Genomic DNA, 18,568 nt, shown 5'->3' with positions numbered 1-18,568 from the left:
GGTGGCCGGCCGGCTGACACTCGTCGCGGTCGTTGAGTTCACCGTCGGGGCGGAGGCCGCCGGGCGGCGTTACGAGGATGCCGTGCTGGCCCTGCTGGGGCGGCACGGCGGTTGGTTGGAGCGGCGACTGCGCGGCACCGACGGCCAGACCGAGGTGCACGTGATCCGGTTCGACTCCCGGGCCGGGTACGAGTCGTTCCTCGTCGACCCGGACCGGGCGGCCCTGCGCGGCGAGCTGGGTGAGGCCGCCCCGACGACCCGGGTCATTGAGGTGCGGGAGGGCTAGCCAACCGCGCGGGAGACGCGCCCCGGCGCGCGGCCCGACCGCCGCCCAGCACCACCACCGCCACACCGGCCAGCAGCAACGCCATCCCGAGCAGCGCGTACGGGCGGGGCACCTGACCCAACCAGGCCCAGCCGAGCAGTGCGGCGCCGGGCGCTTCCAGCAGGATCAGCACGCTCACCGTGGTCGCCGGGATCTTCCGCAGGGCGTAGTTGAACATCGAGTGCCCGAGCAGTTGGGCACCGGCCACCAGAGCCAGGATGGCCAGCCAGGTACGCCCGTCGAACCCGGTCAGTCGTACGCCACCGACCAGGCACAGGGCCAGCAGGATCAGCGCGCAGATCCCGTAGCAGATGGTGGTGTAGGTGGTGGTGCTGATGCTGGTCCGGGCCCGTTCGCCGAAGGCGGTGTAGACGGCGGCGAACATGGCGCCGGTCAGCGCCAGCACGTCGCCGAGGACGGCCCGGCCGGAGACACCCACGTCCACACCGGTGGCGATCGCCGCGCCGCCGACCGCCACCGCGATGCCGACCCACACCACCCGGGGCAGCGGTCGCCCCTGAGCGCGGGCGATCAGCCCCTGCCAGACCGGCTGGGTGGCGACCAGCGCGGTGGACGTGGCGACCGTGGTGAGCTGGGCGCTCGGCACCCAGGTCGCGAAGTGCCCGGCCAACGCGACCCCGGACAGGACGCAGAACAGTCCCTCCCGTCGGCCCGCGCCCACCGCCAACCGGCGGAACTCGGCACGACGCCGGGCCAGCGCGACAGGGCTCAGTACGGCCACCGCGAGCAGGTTGCGCCAGAACGCGATGGCCAGGGCGGGGGCAGCGGCGTACGCGATCAGCGGCGCTGACGACGACACGGCGACCACGGCCAGTCCGACCGCGCCGGTGGTCAACGGATCCACTGTCGGTCGAGGTGAAGGTGGGGGCACGGGACGTAATCCTCACACGTATGACGGTCGACACGGAGGGTCATCACTCCGTTACGATCACGCGGGTCCGCGCCGGCGACCCTCGACCGCCCGGAGGCGTTCCCCCATGTCCAGCTACCAGGCGGTGCTGTTCGACTTCTTCGGCACCCTGACCCGTTCGGTGCAACGCGGTGCCGCGCACGCCGGCACCGCCGAGCTGCTCGGGTGCCCCACCGACGCGTTGTCCGAGGTGCTGAACCGCACCTACTACGAGCGGGCCAGTGGCCGGTTCGGCAACGCGGAGGCGACCCTGCGCTGGGTGTGCGCCCAGGTCGGCGTACACCCCAGTGACCAGGCGGTGCGGGCGGCCGTGGCGTCCCGGCACCTGGCGGTCCGCGCGGACACCTGGCTGCGGGCCGACGCGGTGCCGGTGCTGGCGGCCCTGCGCCAGCGCGGCCTGCGCACCGGCGTGATCAGCGACTGTACGCACGAACTGCCGGCCTTCCTGCCGCAGCTGGCGGTCGCCCCGCTGCTCGACGTACAGGTCTTCTCGGTGCAGCTCGGGCGGTGCAAGCCGGACCCGACGCTCTACCTGACCGCCTGCCAGCGGCTCGGGCTCACCCCGGGCGACTGTCTCTACGTCGGCGACGGTGGCAGCCAGGAGTTGACCGGCGCCGAGCGGGCCGGGATGACAGCCGTCCGGCTCGCCGCACCGGATCTGGCCACTCACATGGTGTTCAACGCCGACCGGGACTGGCGCGGCCCGACGCTCGGGACCCTGGGTGAGGTGCTCGCCCTGGTCGACCACGACGCGGCGGTGGCGGGCGTCGGCGGTCGGGCGGACTGATCCGTTGATCAGCGGCGGCGGACCCGGTGCAGCCGGAACGGCTTACGGGTGGCCCGCACCGCCGGAGTCGCCCGGGGCGGCTCGGCCTGCGCGTCGGCCGGCAACTCCGCGCCAGCCAGCGGTGTACCGGCCGGGACGAGGCGGTTCACCGCGCAACCGTCGGCGGCCCAGCGGGCCACCAGGTCGGCGGTCGGTCCGGGCGCGTTGAGACGCTTCGCCGCCACCAGCGGGGCGGTGGTGTCCCACGCCTCGGTGCCCGGCTGCAACCGGCTCACCCGGGCCGGCCAGGTGACGATCCGACCGCCGTGGTCGCCGCGCAGGGTGACCTGGGCCTCGGTCGCGTCGGCCAGACCCGGCGCGGCCTGCTCACCCGGCCCGCTGACCACCAGGAGCGCGCCCTCCAGCGGGGCGCACCAGAGCGCGAGCGCCGGCCCACCGGCAACGCTGACCCAGGCCACGGCGGCCTTCTTCATCGCCTCGTCGACCAGTGGGGTGCCCCCGGGGGCGTCCTTGTCCGTCACACCCGCATCCTCCCGCATCGGCGCCTGCGCTCAGCCCACGAACGGCGGCACGGCGATCTCGCCGCGGGCCACCGGCATCACCTGACCGGTGACCGTCGCACCGACCGCCGCGCCGTCCGCCGCGGTGACCGTGCAGGCCAACGCGGACGGGCGGTTCATCTCCACGCCCTGGCGGACCGCGTACTCCGACCGCCCCTCGCCGGGCAGCAGACCACTCGCCACCAGCCAGACACCCAGGCCGAGCGCCGCCGAACCGGTCGCCGGGTCCTCCGGAACGCCCATCCCCGGCACGAAGACCCGGGCGTGCACGGTTTGCGCTGCCGCGTCCCAGGAGAAGACGCTGACGTGCGACACCCCGTACCGTTCCGCCGCCGCCGCGTTCACCCGGGCGCGGGCCACCGACTCCGGCCGCACCGGCAGGTACGGAAACTCCAGCCCGCAGCCGGCGACCCGGGGCGCGGGCCCGACGTGGTCGTCGGCGGCCAGCCCGGCGATCTCCAGCAACGGCTCCGGATCCAGCTCCGGCCCGAGGGTCGGGGTGCCACCGGTCAACGTCGCCCCGGACGCGGTCACCTCGATCGGCAGCACACCGGCCCCGCATTCCTGGGTGACCTGCCCCACACCGAACATCCCCCGCCGGCACGCGGTGACCGCCGCGCCGACGCTGGGGTGCCCGGCGAACGGCAACTCCTCCACCGGGGTGAAGATCCTGGCGCGGTAGGTGGCGCCGACCTGGGTCGGTGGCAGCACGAACACCGTCTCGGAAAGGTTGAACTCCAGCGCGAGCGCCTGCATCTGCTCGGTGGCCAGCGCCTCCGCGCCGAACACCACCGCCAGCGGGTTGCCGGCGAAGGGGCGATCGGTGAAGACGTCCACGATCTCGTAGGCCAAGGTCGACATGTTGATAAACAGTAGGCGCTTAGGCTGGTGCGCGTGAGCACGCCGACCCGGGTCTACATCGCCCGTCTCGCCGGAGTCGCCGTCTTCGACCCGAACGGTGACCAGGTGGGACGGGTCCGTGACGCCGTGGCACGGCTCCGGGCAACCAAGCGTCCACCGGAGGTGGTGGGGCTGGTCGCCGAGATGCCGATGCGTCGTCGGATCTTCCTGTCCATCAACCGGATCACCTCCATCGACGCGGACGCCGTCGTGCTCGGCTCCGGCACCCTCAACCTGCGCCGGTTCGAGAAGCGACCGAACGAGCTGCTGGTGCTCCAGGAACTGCTCGACCGGCGGGTGCAACTGGACCCGGGCGGCCAGCCGGGCGCGGTCGTGGACGTCGCCATGGAGTGCACCAGGGGTGGCGAATGGTCACTGACCCGCGTCGCCGTCCGCGAGCAGACCGGTCGGCTCAGCCGCCGCGGCCACCTGCACCAGGTCGAGTGGGACCGGGTGCGCGGGCTCAGCGGCATCGCCGACAACCGGGGTACGGCGAACCTGCTCGCCGTACTGGAGGACATGCGCCCCGCCGACCTGGCCAACGCGTTGCAGGACCTGCCCGACGCGCGGCGCAACGAGGTCGCGGCCGCGTTGAACGACGAGCGACTGGCCGACGTGCTCAGCGAACTGCCCGAACACGACCAGGTGGAGATCCTCGCCGCCCTCGACCGGGAGCGGGCCGCCGACGTCCTGGAGGAGATGGACCCGGACGACGCCGCGGACCTGCTCAACGAACTGCCCCCACCCGAGCAGGACGTGCTGCTGGACCTGATGGAGCCGGACGAGGCCGACCCGGTACGTCAGCTGCTGAAGTACACCCCCGGCACGGCGGGCAGTGTGATGACCTCGGAGCCGGTCATCCTGCCGCCGGACGCCACCGTCGCCGAGGCACTGGCCCGGATCCGGGAGCCCCAGCTCTCCCCCGCCGTCGCCGCGCAGGTCTTCGTGACCCGGGCGCCGCAGAACACCCCGACCGGCCGCTACCTGGGCATGGTGCACTTCCAGGCGCTACTGCGCGAACCGCCGGCCGACCTGCTGGGCAAGGTGGTGGTCAACGACATCGACCCACTTCGTCCCACCACCCCGCTGCCGGAGATCACCCGTCGGATGGCCACCTACGACCTGGTCGCCATGCCGGTGATCGACCGCAACAATCGGCTGGTCGGCGCCGTGACTGTCGACGACGTGCTGGACCACTCGCTACCCCGCGACTGGCGGGACCGTGACGCGCTGACCGCCTCGGGCAGCACCGACACCGCGCTGGACGGCACAGATGGCTGACCAGCGGCGGACGGAGCGTCTCGACCAGCCACGCGAGCCCCGGGGTGTCAAGCTGCCCCGGTTCGACGCGGAGGCGTTCGGCCGGTGGTCCGAGGGCATCGCCCGGGGCATGGGCACGGCGAACTTCATCGTCGTGATGACCGTGGTGATCACGATCTGGTTCGTCTGGAACACCCTCGCCCCGGCGGACCTGCGCTTCGACCCGTACACCTTCACCTTCCTGACCCTGGTGCTGTCGTTGCAGGCCAGTTACGCGGCCCCGCTGATCCTGCTGGCCCAGAACCGGCAGGCCGACCGGGACCGGGTGGCCCTGGAGGAGGACCGGCGGCGGGCCACCGCGCAGAAGGCGGACACCGAGTACCTGGCCCGGGAGATCGCGGCCCTGCGGATCGCCCTGGGTGAGGTCGCCACCCGCGACTTCCTCCGCTCCGAGCTGGCCCGGCTGGCCGAGGAGCTGGACGAGATGGGCCAACGCCGGCAGCGCCTGGAGCGCCGCCAACAGGAGAAGGACAACCGGCAGGAGCGGCGTGCGCACCGCCCGAACGACGGTGTCGGCCTGGACGAACCCCGCGACGACCTGGACGGCGACCTCACCCGGGACGCCCGGCCGGACGGCACCGCCCCGCGCCGGTCGGAGGGCTGACCAACGGGTCATCGATTGGCTCACACCGCCCCGGGCAGCGGCGGCAACGGATGCCCCTCGACGTAGCATTGCGGGCATGTCAGCACCCGTGAGCACCGTCGAGGACGCGATCCAGGCCGCCCTGGCCACCGTCAACGACCCGGAGATCCGCCGGCCCATCACCGAGCTGGGCATGGTCCGCTCCGCCACGATCGGCGCCAGCGGTGTCGTACGCGTCGAACTGCTGCTCACCGTCGCCGGCTGCCCGCTGAAGGACAAGCTGCGGACCGACATCACCGCCGCCGTCGCCGCGGTGCCCGGCGTCACCGGCGTGGAGATCGACTTCGGTGTGATGACCCCGGAGCAGCGGCAGTCGTTGCAGTCGCAGCTGCGTGGCGGCGGCGCCACCGAGGAGCCCGTCATCCCGTTCGCCCAGCCCGGGTCGCGCACCCGCGTGTACGCGGTGGCCAGCGGCAAGGGTGGCGTCGGCAAGTCCAGCGTGACTGTCAACCTGGCGGCGGCGCTCGCCGCCCGGGGGCTCTCCGTCGGGGTGGTCGACGCGGACATCTACGGCCACTCGGTGCCCCGGATGCTCGGTGCGGACGGCCGACCCACCCGGGTCGAAGACATGATCATGCCGCCGCAGTCGCACGGCGTGAAGGTCATCTCCATCGGCATGTTCACCTCCGGCAACGCCGCCGTCGTGTGGCGCGGCCCGATGCTGCACCGGGCGCTGCAGCAGTTCCTGGCCGACGTCTACTGGGGCGACCTGGACGTGCTCCTGCTCGACCTGCCGCCGGGCACCGGTGACGTGGCCATCTCGTTGGCCCAGCTGCTGCCCAACTCGGAGATCCTGATCGTCACCACCCCGCAGACCGCCGCCGCCGAGGTGGCGGAACGGGCCGGGGCGATCGCCCTGCAGACCCACCAGCGGGTGGTCGGCGTCATCGAGAACATGTCCTGGCTGGAGCTGCCGGACGGTTCGCGGATGGAGATCTTCGGCGCCGGCGGTGGTGCGGCGGTGTCCGAGTCGCTGAGCCGGACCATCGGCGCGCAGGTGCCGCTGCTCGGTCAGATTCCGCTGGACACCCGGGTCCGCGAGGCCGGCGACGCCGGCAACCCGGTCGTGCTGGCCGAGCCGGAGTCCCCGGCCGCGCAGGCACTCGGCGCGATCGCCGACCGGCTCGCCGTGCGCCGCGAGTCGCTGCTCGGCAAGCCCCTCGGCCTCAAGCCCGCCGGTCGCTGACCAACCACGACCACCGCCAGCCCGTCGGCCGCTGTTGGCCGGCGGGCTGAGTCGTCTCCACGGACATGGCCAGCGGGGCAGCCGGCGGCGGGCGGCCGGCGGGCCGGGGGCGCACATGATCGACTCGGTTTTCCGGAAGTCGCGGTATCCGGCGCCGGTTGACGGGCCGACTTCCGGAAAACCGAGTTGATCAGAGCAGCTGTCCGGCCCGGGCGGACATCAGCCGGCCGAGCCCTGGCAGCGCGGGTACCAGCCGGTCAGGTGGCGTCGTCGTAGCTGACGCGGGGGGCCGGCGCGGAGGGGCTGCTGGTGGCCGTGCCGGAGCGGGACCCGTCGGACCGCAGGTCGGCGGCGTTGGCCACGTCCTTCAGGTCGTCGTGTACGCCGCTGACGTCCGCGCGCAGGTTGTCGTAAACGCCCTGCAGCGGCTTGCGGATGGCCGCCTCGTCCTCCTCGCTGAGGAGGTGCTTGCGGATGAACGCCTTCGGGTGCAGGTCTTCCAGCTGGATGTCGGTGCCCAGCTCACGGCTCAGGTCGCCGGTGGCGTTGCGGGCCATGTTGCGCAGGTTGCGCACCAACCGCAGGCCGTCGGTGATCACGGCGGGGAGCCGGTCGCCGAAGATCAAGAGCGCCAGGAGCAGCAGCGCACCGATCTCCCACCAGTTCAGGTTGTCGAGCATCCCGCGGGCCTCCTCACGGCGTCAGCAGCAAGACTACGCACGCCAGACGGCTTTCGGGCAAGGGGTACACCGCTGTTCACTTCGCATCCGCAGCGAGAGTTACCGAGGTGTTCTGCCGGGCGGAGCCCCGCCGATACTCGACCGTCACGACCGATCCCGGCGCGTACTTGCGGACCAACGCGGTCAGGTCCGTCGGCTCGGTCATCGGCCGTCCGTTGATCTTGAGGATCACGTCGCCGACCTTCAAGCCGGCACCGTCCGCTGGCCCGGACGGCTCCACCTCGGCCAGCCGCAGGCCACCCCCGACGACCCCGGTCGGGCCGTCCGCCCGGGCGCCGATCACCGTACGGCGGGCCTTGCCGGTGCCGATGATGTCCTGGGTCACCCGCTTGGCCTGGTTGATCGGGATGGCGAAGGCGAGCCCGATGTTGCCCGCCTCCTGCCCCTCGGCGACGAGCGACTTGATGGTGGAGTTCACCCCGACCACCCGGCCCGCGCCGTCGACGAGTGGGCCGCCCGAGTTGCCGTGGTTGACGGCGGCGTCGGTCTGGATGGCGGCGTAGTAACGCACCGGCCCGCCCGGCTCGCCGGCCTGCATCGTCCGGTCCAGGGCGCTCACGATGCCGGCGGTCACCGTGTTGGCCAGCGACAACGGCGAACCGATGGCGAGCACGGGGTCGCCGACCGCCAGCGCGTCGGAGTCGCCGAACTCCACGGGCCGCAACCCGGGACGACTCACCTTGATCACGGCGATGTCCGACTCCGCGTCCTGCCCCACGATGGTCGCCGGCGCGGTGCTGCCGTCGTTGAAGACCACCGAGGCCTTGCCGGTGCCGCCGGCCACCACGTGGTCGTTCGTGATCACATGGCCGTCGGCGGTGGCGATGAATCCGGAGCCCTCACTGGTCCCGCCGAGGCTGCTCACCCGTACGGTCACGACGCTGGGCAGGACCCGTTCGGCGACCCCGGCCAGCGACTCCGGTTTGCGCTGCGCCAGTGCCGGCGCCTCGGCGGGCGCAGCACCGAGAACCGCGGCACCGGCGCCGCCGCGCACCGCGAACGCGTAGCCCAGCGCACCGCCGAGGGTGCCGGCCAGGAGCGCGGTTATCACGGGAATGAGCAGCAGCTGGCGCACCGTCGGCCGGCCCGGCGCATCGGGGTCGGTGACCGGCTCGGGCTCGGTGCCGGGGGCGACCATTCCGGGCACCACCACAGCTGTCGGTGCCGCCGGGTCGCGCCACGGGTCGGCGAGGGCGTCGGACCACCAGGGCGACGCGTCGGCCGGGTTGGGCCCGCCCGCAGCCGGTGCCGGCCAGCCCGGTGCCGGTCCGACCGAGGCCGCCGGCACCGCAGAAGACGCCGGCCAACCCGCAGCCGGTCCAGCCGAGGACGCCGGCCCCACGGGAGCGGGTGACCAGCCCGGTGCCGGCCCCACGGGAGCCGCCGGCCAGCCCGGTGCCGGCCCCACGGGAGCCCCCGGCCAGCCCGGTGCCGGCCCCACGGGAGCCCCCGGCCAGCCCGGTGCCGGCCCACCTCCCGGCGAGGCGAGGGGCGCGCGGTCAGCCCCCGGCATGGTCGGCCCCACCGGCGGGGCTCCTGCCCCGGGCGGTCGCGCCGGATCCGGAGTCTCACCGCCCCGGCGCCAGTCCCAGCCGTCGGTCACGTCGGTGCCTCCCAGTCCGTCCCCGGATCCCGCGCCGCGTCGCCCGGCCACGGGCCGGTCTGGTCGCGGCTGACGGGATACCGCCTCCAGGATTGCACGGATGGGCGCGGTGCAGTCAGCGGTTGCCCCGGTGATCGCTTCCGGCGGAGGCGCGGCTGCGCCCCACGACGGTCGCCTCTACGCTCACAGTGCCAACCCGCCCTCGCACCACGCACCGCCCCCGGAGGTGCCCCATCGCCACGGTCGCCGGTTCCGGCAGTTCGACGACGCACGCTCAGCAGTTCGCGGAGTCGTACGTCACCGAGGATCTCGTCCTGCGTACCGCCCGCAGCCTGGCCCGGGAAGTGGGCCTCGACGCGGTCACCCCCGGCGCAGGAGCGGCGTTGCGGCTGCTGGCCGCCGCCGGCAATGCCCGTGCGGTGGTGGAGATCGGCACCGGTACCGGGGTGAGCGGCGTCTGGTTGCTACGCGGCATGCGTGCCGACGGCGTGCTCACCACGATCGACGTCGAGGTGGAGCACCAGCGGATCGCCCGGCGCATCTTCGCCGAGGCGGGCTTCGCGGCCGGGCGTACGCGGATCATCACCGGTCGCGCGCTGGACGTGCTGCCCCGGCTCGCCGACGGCGCGTACGACCTGGTCTTCGTGGACGCGGAGGCGACCGGCTTCCACGCCTGCGTGGAGGCGGCGCTGCGGCTGTTGCGGCCGGGGGGCGTGCTGGCGCTCAACGGCGTGCTGGCCAGCGACCGGATCGGCGACCCGGCCGCCCGGGACGCGGAGACGGTGACGGTTCGCGAGACGATCAAGGCGGTCCGGGAGTCGGAGCACTGGATCCCCGCGTTGCTTCCGGTCGGGCACGGGCTGCTCGCCGCGGTGAAGTGCTGACCCAGGCCCGCGCCGGATCGAGCCGGGTCTCCGACCTCACGCCCTAGGGCCTGTTTCATAAGGACTGGCCGGCCTGCGGCGGGCCCGGACGACGACCGGCGGCGTTGCGGTTTCGTCTGGATACGACACCGGTATCCGGACGAAACCGCGCCTTGCCGGATCGCCGCCCGGACTCCGCCTCGGCTCGGCCGCCCTTATGAAACAGGCCCTAGTTGACGTCGGCGAGCCAGCGCAGCAGCGACCGGACGCCCCAGCCGGTGGCGCCGCGGCTGACCTCGGCCTGGTCGCCGTCGGCCCAGGACGGGGCCGACATGTCCAGGTGCAGCCAGCGGTCGCGGAGCTCGCCGGTGAACTCGCGCAGGTAGAGCGCGGCCAGCACCGAGCCGGCACCCTGTGCCGGTGCGCTGTACAGGTCGGCGATCTCGCTGCCGAGGTACTCGACGTAGTCGGTGTGCAGCGGCATCCGCCACGCCGATTCGCCGGCCGCCTCGGCCGCCGCCAGCACGCCGGCGGCCAGCTCGTCGTTCTCGCTGTACAGGGCGGCGGTGCGCTTGCCCAGCGCCACCGAGTTAGCGCCGGTGAGCGTGGCCAGGTCGAGCAGCAGGTCCGGTTTGAACTGCTGCACCGCGTACGCCAGCGCGTCGGCGAGGACCAGTCGACCCTCGGCGTCGGAGTTGGTCGTCTCGCTGGTCGTGCCGCCGTAGTGCCGGATGACGTCCCCCGGGCGGAACGCCGAGCCGCTGACCATGTTCTCGGCGAGCGGGGCCAACGTGGTGACCCGGACCGGCAGTCGCAGCGCGGCGGCACCCAGGGTGGCGGCGACGACAGCGGCCGCGCCGGCCATGTCCTTGCGCATCAGCTTCATCGACGCGACCGGCTTGATCGAGATGCCGCCGGTGTCGAAGGTGATGCCCTTGCCGATCAGCACCACGTGCGTACGCGCGTTGGCGGGGTGCCAGTCCAGTTCGACGAGCCGGGGTCCGCTGGCGGAGCCACCGCCGACGGCGAGGATCCCGCCGAAGCCCTCGGTGGTCAGCTCGGCCGGGCCACGGACCCGCAACCGCAGATCCGGAAGATCGGCCGCGGCGGAGGCCACCTGGTCGGCGAACCACTGCGGGGTCTTCACCGAGGAGGGGGTGTTGGTCAGGTCCCGGGCGAGATGGGTCATCGCGGCGGTGGTCCGGGCCGTGGCGACGCTGTCCTCGTACCGGGTCGGATCGCTGACCAGCAGGTCGACGCCGGTGAGCGCCGGCCGGTCGCCGGCCTCGGTGAGCCGGAACCGGTACGCGGCGAGCAGCAGACCCTCGGCCAGTCCGCGCACGGCGGCCTGGGTCACCTCGGCCGGCAGCGCGATGGTGATATGCGTCTCAGCCGAGGCGGCGCGGGCCACTGTCGCGCCGGCCGTCCGCCAGGCCGCCTCGTCCCCACCACCGATGCCGAGCAGCACCAGCCGGCCGGGGGTACGCCCGGGGCGCAGCTGGGTGTGAATCTCGCCGGCTCGGCCCGTCAGTCGGGCCGCTGGCGCCAGCGCGGCGGCCTCCTCGGCAGTGCCGTCCGGGGGTGCCACGGCGGTCGACAGAGGCGCGGCCGAGGTGTCACCGCCCGCCGTCGAGTCGGCGGGTCGGACAGGCAGGACGAGAGCGTCGAGCCGGTCCGGCTCGGCGATCAGACGGATGGCGAGCACGCGGAACCGAACCTCCAGGAAAATGTCGCGGACCGGAAGCGAACCCACCTGCCCGCAGCGTTGAAGACCCTGAGCCACCGGCGATTCCGGTGGCTCAGGGTCCGAAGAACGGTCCGGGCGGCTCACGCCGCCCGGAGCACTCCTTACTCAGCCGGCCGCTGCCTTCAGTGCGTCACCGAGCGCGTTGGCCTCGTCGGGAGTCATCTCGACGACGAGCCGGCCACCGCCCTCCAGCGGGACCCGCATGACGATGCCCCGCCCCTCCTTGGTGACTTCCAGCGGACCGTCGCCCGTCCGCGGCTTCATCGCCGCCATGTTGTCTCCCCTCAGACCTACACCAGGGTCGGTGGGTTGCCCCACAGCCACTTCGTCACGACCACCCGCAACGGTCACGGGGGTGTCGACAAACGATTTTCCCTGATGAACACCGCCGGACCCAAACCGGAGCAGCATTGATGTAACAGCATCTAGCTTATCTTGAGAAGGCCTGTCACAATGTGCGGTCATGCAGGCACGGTCGGCACTCTTCGACCTGTACGGCGACCACCTCCGTCCCAGGGGTGGCCGGGCACCGGTTGCTGCCCTGGTCAAGCTGCTGGCGCCGCTGGGAATCGCGCCGCCGGCAGTTCGCACCGCCGTGTCCCGGATGGTGCGCCAGGGTTGGCTCGAGCCACTCCGGTTGGTCTCCGGTCCGGGATATTCGATCACACCGAAAGCCGCCCGGCGACTCGACGAGGCAGCCGCCCGGATCTACCGGACCGGCCGGGTCACCTGGGACGGCCGGTTCGATCTGCTGGTGTTGGAGGCCCCAGGCTCCCGACGTGACCGCCAGCGGCTCGCCGCCAACCTGAGCTTCCTCGGCTACGGGACGCTCGACGAGCAGACCTGGGTCGCCACCCGCCCCGGCGAGGATGTCGACCTGCTCCTCGCCGAGACGGGCATCCGGTTCGAGCGGTTCACCGCCTCGCACTTCTCCGGCACCCCCGGCGCGATGGGCGTGGTCCGACGAGCGTGGAACCTGACCGAGATCGGCCACGCGTACGAACGGTTCGTCGCGGACCAGCGCCCGCTGCTCGCCCAGATCACCGTGCGCAGCACCGACGAGGAGGCGTACGCGGCGCGGTTCCGCCTCGTGCACGCGTGGCGTACGTTCCTCTTCCAGGATCCGCAGCTGCCCCCGGCGCTGCTGCCCGAGCGGTGGCCTGGCACCGCCGCGGCCAGTTTCTTCGACCGGCACGCGGCCCGCCTGCGGCCGGCCGCCGACCGGTACGTCGAGCAGTGCCTCGACGCCGGCAACCGCATCGTCCGACAGAAGGGTCGTTAGACACGTGACCGAGCCGCTGCTGGTCGACCGGACCGACTCCGTCGTCACCCTCACGCTGAACCGGCCGAACGCGATGAACGCGCTCGACGTGGCGCTCAAGGAGGCGCTGCGGGACACGCTGGCGCAGTTGGAGACCGACAGGTCCTGCCGGGCGGTCGTCCTGGCCGGGGCGGGCGGGTCGTTCAGCGCCGGCCAGGACCTGCGCGAGCACGTGTCGACGCTGGAGAACAGCTCCGCCGACCCGCTGGGCACCGTTCGGGCGCACTACAACCCGATCGCCGCCCGGCTCGCCAACCTGCCCAAGCCGGTGATCGCCGCGGTCCGTGGGATGGCCGCCGGAGCGGGCGCGTCGCTGGCGTTCCTGGCCGACATCCGCATCGGTGGTCCGACCACCAGTTTCCTGATGGCCTTCGCCAAGGTCGGTCTGGCCGCCGACACCGGCGCGTCCTGGACGTTGCCCCGGCTGGTCGGGCACGCCAAGGCGGTGGAGCTGCTGATGCTGGCCGAACCGGTCCGCGCCGAGGAGGCCTGCCGGTTGGGTCTGCTCAACCGGTTGACCGACGACGACGAGCAGGTGCTGCCCGTCGCCCAGGAACTCGCCGCCCGCCTCGCCGCCGGCCCGACCGTCGCGTACGGGGCGATCAAGCGGCAACTCTCCATCGCCGATGCCGGCACTCTCGCCGACGCCCTCGCCGCCGAGGCGCAGGCCCAGTCGATCTGCGGTGCCACGGCCGACCACCGAGCGGCCACGCTCGCGTTCGTCGCGAAGCAGAACCCGGTCTTCGAGGGACGCTGACCCGCCCCGCTAGTCGTCCTCCTCCGGGTCCTGGTTGGCCTGCTCGCCCAGCACGAACGCCTGCATGGCCAGCTCGTCACCGGCCGGCGAGACGAAGGCGGGCAGCTCACGCGGCCCCAGCTCCTGCACGTAGGACCAGAACAGTCGGACCGCCTCGGCGGGCGTGTCGGCCTCGATCGGCAGGTCGAGGCTGACCAGCCAGGTGCGCCGCGCCGGGGGCGGGCCGAGCTGGTCGGTCAGCGCCCGGAAGGCCGCCGGCTCCAGTGCGGTGACCGGCCCGTCGAGGGTCAGCAGGTCGGCCGGCACCGGCTCGTCGAAGGCCCGTCGGGTGTACGCGACGACGAGCGTCCCCGGCTCGCTCGGCGACTGCGGGTCGTCCGGGTCCTCGCGGTGGCGTTGACCCGGCGCGGTGACCCGACCGAGGGCCACCAGCCGGGGCGGCGCGTCGACAAGCACCGCCACCTGGTCTCCCGGCCCCGGCCGGACGGCGTCGGTCAGCCCGGTCAACTCCAGCGTGTCGTGGTGCACGAGCCGCTCGGCGTCGTACCGCTCGGCGGGCAGCAGCACGGCCCAGGTGCCCACCCCGTCGGCGTTGCCGGCCGCACCGGCCCGGTACGCGGTCTCGGTCGTCATGTCTGCCATCTCATCACGCCGTCGGTGCGACGGTGACGTGACAGCCGACGATGTGATCGTCGACCATTCCGGTGGCCTGCATCAGTGCGTACGCGGTGGTGGGGCCGACGAACCGGAAGCCGCGCTTCTTGAGCGCCTTGGCCATCGCCGTCGACTCCGGGGTGATCGGTGCGAGCTCGGCGAACGAGGCCGGGCGGGCCGGGCGGGGCTCCGGCGCGAAGGACCAGAGCAGCGCGGACAAGCCCTCGGGCAGCTCCAGGGCGGCGCGGGCGTTGGCGATCGCCGCCTCGATCTTGGCTCGGTTGCGGACGATGCCGGCGTCGGCGAGCAGCCGGGTCACGTCGGCGTCGCCGTAGCCGGCGACGCTCGGGAGGTGGAACTCGTCGAAGGCCAGCCGAAACGCTGGACGCTTGCGCAGGATGGTCAGCCAGGACAACCCGGACTGGAACGCCTCCAGCGTCATCCGCTCGTAGAGCGCGTCGTCGCCGTGCAGCGGTCGCCCCCACTCGGTGTCGTGGTAGACGGCGTAGTCGGGGGTGCTCGACCCCCAGGCGCAGCGGGCCAGCCCATCAGCGCCGATCACCAGGTCAGTCACCTCGTACACGCTAGGGCATCGGTCCGACACCCCATTGCCACCGGCCGTCCGGCTGCCTATCGTGCTTGTTACCGACCGGTAGGTCGAGGTCGCCCGACGGTGCGCCCCCGACCGGTGACGGCGAGCGGAGGCCACGGTGAAGGAATTCCCGGACATCATCGCCTGGTCGATCCCGGCCTTCGTGCTGCTCATCGTGCTGGAACGGGTCTCCTACCTGCTGCACCGCGACGACGACGAGGTCGGCTACGGCGGCGCCGACACCGCCACCAGCCTGACGATGGGGCTGGGCAGCCTCGTCGCCGACCTGCTCTGGAAGGTGCCGATCGCCGCCGCGTACGCGCTGCTCTACGCACTCACCCCGCTGCGGGTCGCCGAACTCTGGTGGACCTGGCCGCTGGTCCTGCTCGCGCAGGACTTCTGCTACTACTGGTCGCACCGCAGCCACCACGTGATCCGCATCCTCTGGGCCTCCCACGTGGTGCACCACTCGTCGCAGCGGTTCAACCTCTCCACCGCACTGCGCCAGCCGTGGACCGGCCTCACCAGCTGGGTGTTCTACCTGCCGCTGATCGTGGTCGGCGTCCACCCGGCCGTGGTCGCGTTCTGCGGCTCGGTCAACCTGCTCTACCAGTTCTGGATCCACACCGAACGGATCGACAAGATGCCGCGCTGGTACGAGGCGGTGTTCAACACCCCGTCGCACCACCGGGTGCACCACGCGTCACAGGGCAGCTACCTGGACCGCAACTTCGGCGGCATCCTCATCGTCTGGGACCGGCTCTTCGGGTCGTTCGCGCCGGAACGGGAGCGCTGCGTGTACGGCCTGACCAAGAACGTCGGCAGCTACAACCCGGTCCGGGTGGCCTTCCACGAGTACGCCTCGATCGCCCGCGACCTGCGCGCCGCGGCGAGCTGGCGGCAGCGCGCCGGGTATCTCTTCCGGGCCCCGGGCTGGCAACCGGCACCGGGCCGCACAGTCAGGGCAGCCGGCCCTGCTCGACCAGACGGGCAAACCTCTTCAGTGCCTGGGTGAGGCCGAGCTTGGAGCCGGGCCAGAGCACCGGCCAGGCCAGTCGACCGGCCCGCCCGCCCGGCAGGTGGAACCACTCGTGCCAGACGACCTGGGTGCGGTCCCGGCCCAGCTGGGTGCAGCGCAGCACCCCCGGGCCACGCAGCAGCTGGCCGTGGTGCACCACGCCGATCTCGTACGGCTCGTCGACCCGGATCACCCGCATCTCGTCGCGCAACGTCGCCCGGCCGAGCGCGGTCACCGCCTCGATCCGGCTGCCCTCACGCCCGTCGCCCTCGACCACCCGGACCCGGGTGAACGGGATCCAGTCCGACTGCCGTTCCCAGGCGAGCAACGCGGCGAAGACCCGCTCCGCCGGGGCGTCCACGATCACCGTGGCGGTCACCTCGCCGGCACCCGGCTGGGCCGCCTCCCGAAGATCGTCAGCGCCCGCCGGGTCGGTCACGCCGACTCCGACCGAACCACCGCGTCGCGCTGCTCGGTGCCGTCGGCGGACGCGGCGGCGGTCTGCCCACGATCGGCCGACTCGTCGACGGCGGGCGCCACCCCGTCGGAGTCCGTCGCGGACGAGGTGGCGGCGGGCACCGGGCCGGGGGCCGTCGAGCCGACCGGGGCCGAGCCGGCCTCGGCGGTCAGCGGCGCGTCCTTACCCGGCTCGGCGGTCTCACCGGGCTCGGCAGCCTCGGTCGGCTCTGCCGCGTCGGCGGTCGCCACCTTGCTGGTGGACTGTTCGCGGGCCTGGCGCAGCGCGTCCGCGTCGTCGGTGCGTCCCTCACGCAACGCGATGACCTCCGACTCCAGTACGCCGATCAGCTCGGACTTGTAACCGATGTCGTAGGCGGCACGGCGCATCGCCTGATCGACCTGGTCCATCCGGTACCCGCGCAGCCCGGTGTCGAAACGGACCGCCCCCACGTCGGATTCGCGTAACGGGCGAGTGCCGGGCAGCGCCACGGCCTGCGAATCCGGCTCGGCCGGCACCAGGCCGGGATCACGGCCGCTGACCAGCACCGTCACGCCGAAAATCACCGCCGCGACGGTCAACGCCACGACCAGGAGGAGCAGAAGCTGACCCATGTACTGATCGTGGCATGGCAGCCGGCCCGGAGCGACCCCGCCACCCGCCTCGATCACGATCGACGCCGCCGCCCGCCCGGAATCGCGCACGGGCGACCGACTAGCGTCGGGACCGGCCGACGCGGCGGCGACGGCGCGAACTTCCAGGAGGCGGGCATGGCCGGGGCGCTTCGGCTCGGTGGGCACATGTTCGCCCCCGGCGAGCTGGTGGTGATGGCGATCATCAACCGCACGCCGGACTCGTTCTTCGATCGAGGGGCCACCTACGCCGCCGACAGCGCGCTCCGCGCCGTGGAGCGGGCGGTGGACGAGGGCGCGGCCATCATCGACATCGGCGGGGTCAAGGCCGGCCCCGGCGCGGAGGTGGGCGTCGCCGAGGAGATCCGGCGCACGGTGGACACCATCGCCGCCGTCCGGGCCGCGTTTCCGCAGGTGGTCATCTCCATCGACACCTGGCGTGCCGAGGTGGCGACGGAGGCCGTGGCGGCCGGCGCCGACCTGCTCAACGACACCTGGTCGGGCGCCGACCCGGCCCTGGTGCGGGTGGCCGCGCAGACCGGCGCCGGCCTGGTCTGTTCGCACGCCGGCGGCCTGACGCCGCGGACCAGGCCGCACCGGGCCGCCTTCACCGACGTGGTCGCCGACGTGGTCGCGACGGTGACCGGGCTCGCCGAGCGCGCGGTGGCGGCAGGGGTACGCCCCGACGGCATTCTCATCGACCCGGCGCACGACTTCGGCAAGAACACCCGGCACTCGTTGGAGATCACCCGTCGGCTGGACGAGCTGACCGGGACCGACTGGCCGGTGCTGGTGGCGCTCTCCAACAAGGACTTCATCGGCGAGACGTTGGGGCTGCCGGTGGCCGAACGGCTGGAGGGGACGCTCGCCGCGACGGCGGTCTCGGCCTGGCTGGGCGCCCGGGTCTTCCGGGCCCACCAGGTCGGCCCGACCCGCCGGGTGCTGGACATGGTGGCCTCGATCCGGGGCGACCGGCCGCCCACCGCGACCCGCCGAGGGCTCGCCTGACCGGTTGTCGCCGTAACCGACCTCGTTCGGGCGGACGGGCCGACACGATCGCCGGAGGCCGGTGCGCTCAGGTCCAGCGCAGGATGTTCCTACGCCAGGCGTAGAGGATGCCGAGCGCGAGCACCGCCACGAACACCGCCATCTCGACCACCGTCACCAGACCGAAGCCCGGCCGGTCGAAGACCACCGCCCAGGGGAAGAGGAACACCGCCTCGACCGCGAACAGCACGTACAGGTAGGCGTACACGTAGTAGCGGATCTGCATCTGCGCCCAGTCGGCGCCGACCGGATCGAGCCCGCACTCGTAGCTGGCCCGCTTGCCCGGCGGGTCGGCCGGACGCGTCGGGCGTAACACCCGGTTGGCGGAGAACGCCGTAACGAAGAAGAGGACGCTGGCGAGCAACAGCAGCCCGAGCGTCGCGTACGAGCCCAGGTATCCGGTCACAGTCGGCAGCCTACCGCCCGCCCCGGACGCGCTGTCCCCAACACGTTACGGATTTGTTTCCGGATGGGACTAGTGCACT

Annotated in this window: 22 protein-coding genes; 10 read left to right on the top strand and 12 right to left on the bottom strand. The window is 72.7% G+C overall.

Features of this window, described 5'->3' with window-relative positions; translation table 11 throughout:
* The first annotated feature begins 1 nt into the window (after position 1).
* The gene (locus tag ACX27O_RS04480) at positions 2 to 286 is read left to right on the top strand and encodes a hypothetical protein (RefSeq protein WP_210863933.1); all 285 of its coding nucleotides are present in this window, start codon (positions 2 to 4) and stop codon (positions 284 to 286) included.
* On the opposite strand, the gene ACX27O_RS04475 is transcribed toward ACX27O_RS04480, so the two are convergent.
* Complete coding sequence (locus ACX27O_RS04475) at positions 264 to 1,217, bottom strand: DMT family transporter (RefSeq protein ID WP_458938977.1); 954 nt, start codon at positions 1,215 to 1,217, stop codon at positions 264 to 266. The genes ACX27O_RS04480 and ACX27O_RS04475 overlap by 23 nt on opposite strands.
* A 106-nt stretch (positions 1,218 to 1,323) precedes the next feature.
* Here ACX27O_RS04475 and ACX27O_RS04470 point away from each other — a divergent pair, with 106 nt between their 5' ends.
* Complete coding sequence (locus ACX27O_RS04470) at positions 1,324 to 2,043, top strand: HAD family hydrolase (RefSeq protein WP_210863449.1); 720 nt, start codon at positions 1,324 to 1,326, stop codon at positions 2,041 to 2,043.
* A gap of 8 nt (positions 2,044 to 2,051) precedes the next feature.
* Here the strand turns inward: ACX27O_RS04470 and ACX27O_RS04465 are convergent, their stop codons facing one another.
* Together ACX27O_RS04465 and ACX27O_RS04460 are read right to left on the bottom strand one after the other, a co-directional pair.
* Positions 2,052 to 2,582 carry a hypothetical protein gene (locus tag ACX27O_RS04465; RefSeq protein ID WP_051708197.1) on the bottom strand — a complete coding sequence of 177 codons (531 nt, stop codon included), beginning with the start codon at positions 2,580 to 2,582 and terminating at the stop codon, positions 2,052 to 2,054.
* 12 nt (positions 2,583 to 2,594) lie between these two features.
* Positions 2,595 to 3,464: a PhzF family phenazine biosynthesis protein gene (locus tag ACX27O_RS04460; protein WP_458938976.1), complete on the bottom strand. Its 870-nt coding sequence runs from the start codon at positions 3,462 to 3,464 to the stop codon at positions 2,595 to 2,597.
* Between the two features lie 33 nt (positions 3,465 to 3,497).
* On the opposite strand from ACX27O_RS04460, the gene ACX27O_RS04455 reads away from it, so the two are divergent.
* From ACX27O_RS04455 to ACX27O_RS04445, 3 genes are all read left to right on the top strand, one after another.
* Positions 3,498 to 4,784, top strand: a complete 1,287-nt coding sequence (locus ACX27O_RS04455; protein ID WP_030329229.1) for a magnesium transporter MgtE N-terminal domain-containing protein — start codon at positions 3,498 to 3,500, stop codon at positions 4,782 to 4,784.
* Positions 4,777 to 5,427: a DUF1003 domain-containing protein gene (locus ACX27O_RS04450; protein ID WP_030329231.1), complete on the top strand. Its 651-nt coding sequence runs from the start codon at positions 4,777 to 4,779 to the stop codon at positions 5,425 to 5,427. The genes ACX27O_RS04455 and ACX27O_RS04450 overlap by 8 nt, the downstream gene beginning before the upstream one ends.
* Positions 5,428 to 5,503: 76 nt before the next feature.
* Complete coding sequence (locus ACX27O_RS04445; protein WP_030329233.1) at positions 5,504 to 6,652, top strand: Mrp/NBP35 family ATP-binding protein; 1,149 nt, start codon at positions 5,504 to 5,506, stop codon at positions 6,650 to 6,652.
* A gap of 257 nt (positions 6,653 to 6,909) precedes the next feature.
* Here ACX27O_RS04445 and ACX27O_RS04440 read toward each other — a convergent pair whose 3' ends face one another.
* Positions 6,910 to 7,332 carry a Sec-independent protein translocase family protein gene (locus ACX27O_RS04440; RefSeq protein ID WP_458938975.1) on the bottom strand — a complete coding sequence of 141 codons (423 nt, stop codon included), beginning with the start codon at positions 7,330 to 7,332 and terminating at the stop codon, positions 6,910 to 6,912.
* A gap of 76 nt (positions 7,333 to 7,408) precedes the next feature.
* Positions 7,409 to 8,680, bottom strand: a complete 1,272-nt coding sequence (locus tag ACX27O_RS04435) for a S1C family serine protease (protein ID WP_051708198.1) — start codon at positions 8,678 to 8,680, stop codon at positions 7,409 to 7,411.
* Between the two features lie 503 nt (positions 8,681 to 9,183).
* On the opposite strand from ACX27O_RS04435, the gene ACX27O_RS04430 reads away from it, so the two are divergent.
* Complete coding sequence (locus ACX27O_RS04430) at positions 9,184 to 9,879, top strand: O-methyltransferase (protein WP_280940598.1); 696 nt, start codon at positions 9,184 to 9,186, stop codon at positions 9,877 to 9,879.
* A gap of 208 nt (positions 9,880 to 10,087) precedes the next feature.
* Here the strand turns inward: ACX27O_RS04430 and ACX27O_RS04425 are convergent, their stop codons facing one another.
* Positions 10,088 to 11,563: a leucyl aminopeptidase family protein gene (locus ACX27O_RS04425; RefSeq protein WP_458939105.1), complete on the bottom strand. Its 1,476-nt coding sequence runs from the start codon at positions 11,561 to 11,563 to the stop codon at positions 10,088 to 10,090.
* Positions 11,564 to 11,710: 147 nt separating this feature from the next.
* Positions 11,711 to 11,878 (bottom strand): DUF3117 domain-containing protein, encoded by a 168-nt coding sequence (locus tag ACX27O_RS04420; RefSeq protein WP_007455245.1) that lies wholly within the window; start codon positions 11,876 to 11,878, stop codon positions 11,711 to 11,713.
* Positions 11,879 to 12,068: 190 nt separating this feature from the next.
* Between ACX27O_RS04420 and ACX27O_RS04415 the strand changes: the two genes are divergently transcribed.
* Together ACX27O_RS04415 and ACX27O_RS04410 are read left to right on the top strand one after the other, a co-directional pair.
* Entirely contained in the window at positions 12,069 to 12,887 is an 819-nt protein-coding gene (locus ACX27O_RS04415; protein ID WP_030329243.1) for a PaaX family transcriptional regulator, read from the top strand.
* A 4-nt stretch (positions 12,888 to 12,891) separates the two neighbouring features.
* On the top strand, positions 12,892 to 13,683 hold the full coding sequence (locus ACX27O_RS04410) for an enoyl-CoA hydratase-related protein (protein ID WP_030329244.1): 792 nt from the start codon (positions 12,892 to 12,894) through the stop codon (positions 13,681 to 13,683).
* A gap of 9 nt (positions 13,684 to 13,692) precedes the next feature.
* On the opposite strand, the gene ACX27O_RS04405 is transcribed toward ACX27O_RS04410, so the two are convergent.
* Positions 13,693 to 14,316: a hypothetical protein gene (locus tag ACX27O_RS04405; protein WP_030329246.1), complete on the bottom strand. Its 624-nt coding sequence runs from the start codon at positions 14,314 to 14,316 to the stop codon at positions 13,693 to 13,695.
* A gap of 13 nt (positions 14,317 to 14,329) precedes the next feature.
* Positions 14,330 to 14,911 (bottom strand): DNA-3-methyladenine glycosylase I, encoded by a 582-nt coding sequence (locus tag ACX27O_RS04400; RefSeq protein WP_030329248.1) that lies wholly within the window; start codon positions 14,909 to 14,911, stop codon positions 14,330 to 14,332.
* Between the two features lie 136 nt (positions 14,912 to 15,047).
* On the opposite strand from ACX27O_RS04400, the gene ACX27O_RS04395 reads away from it, so the two are divergent.
* Complete coding sequence (locus ACX27O_RS04395) at positions 15,048 to 15,944, top strand: sterol desaturase family protein (protein ID WP_036410865.1); 897 nt, start codon at positions 15,048 to 15,050, stop codon at positions 15,942 to 15,944.
* On the opposite strand, the gene ACX27O_RS04390 is transcribed toward ACX27O_RS04395, so the two are convergent.
* Complete coding sequence (locus tag ACX27O_RS04390) at positions 15,889 to 16,386, bottom strand: SRPBCC family protein (protein WP_210866504.1); 498 nt, start codon at positions 16,384 to 16,386, stop codon at positions 15,889 to 15,891. The two genes, ACX27O_RS04395 and ACX27O_RS04390, sit on opposite strands and share 56 nt — an antisense overlap.
* A complete protein-coding gene (locus tag ACX27O_RS04385; protein ID WP_210866505.1) occupies positions 16,383 to 17,018 on the bottom strand; it encodes a DivIVA domain-containing protein in 636 nt (211 codons plus the stop codon). The genes ACX27O_RS04390 and ACX27O_RS04385 overlap by 4 nt, the downstream gene beginning before the upstream one ends.
* Positions 17,019 to 17,174: 156 nt before the next feature.
* Here ACX27O_RS04385 and folP point away from each other — a divergent pair, with 156 nt between their 5' ends.
* Positions 17,175 to 18,044: a dihydropteroate synthase gene (gene folP, locus ACX27O_RS04380; protein WP_458938974.1), complete on the top strand. Its 870-nt coding sequence runs from the start codon at positions 17,175 to 17,177 to the stop codon at positions 18,042 to 18,044.
* Between the two features lie 67 nt (positions 18,045 to 18,111).
* On the opposite strand, the gene ndhC is transcribed toward folP, so the two are convergent.
* On the bottom strand, positions 18,112 to 18,489 hold the full coding sequence (gene ndhC, locus ACX27O_RS04375) for an NADH-quinone oxidoreductase subunit A (protein WP_030329256.1): 378 nt from the start codon (positions 18,487 to 18,489) through the stop codon (positions 18,112 to 18,114).
* Positions 18,490 to 18,568: the final 79 nt, after the last annotated feature.

The organism is Micromonospora sp. SD19, assembly GCF_054462275.1.
The sequence above is the reverse complement of the archived record's forward strand: the minus strand, read 5'-3'. Positions and strand labels throughout refer to the sequence as shown.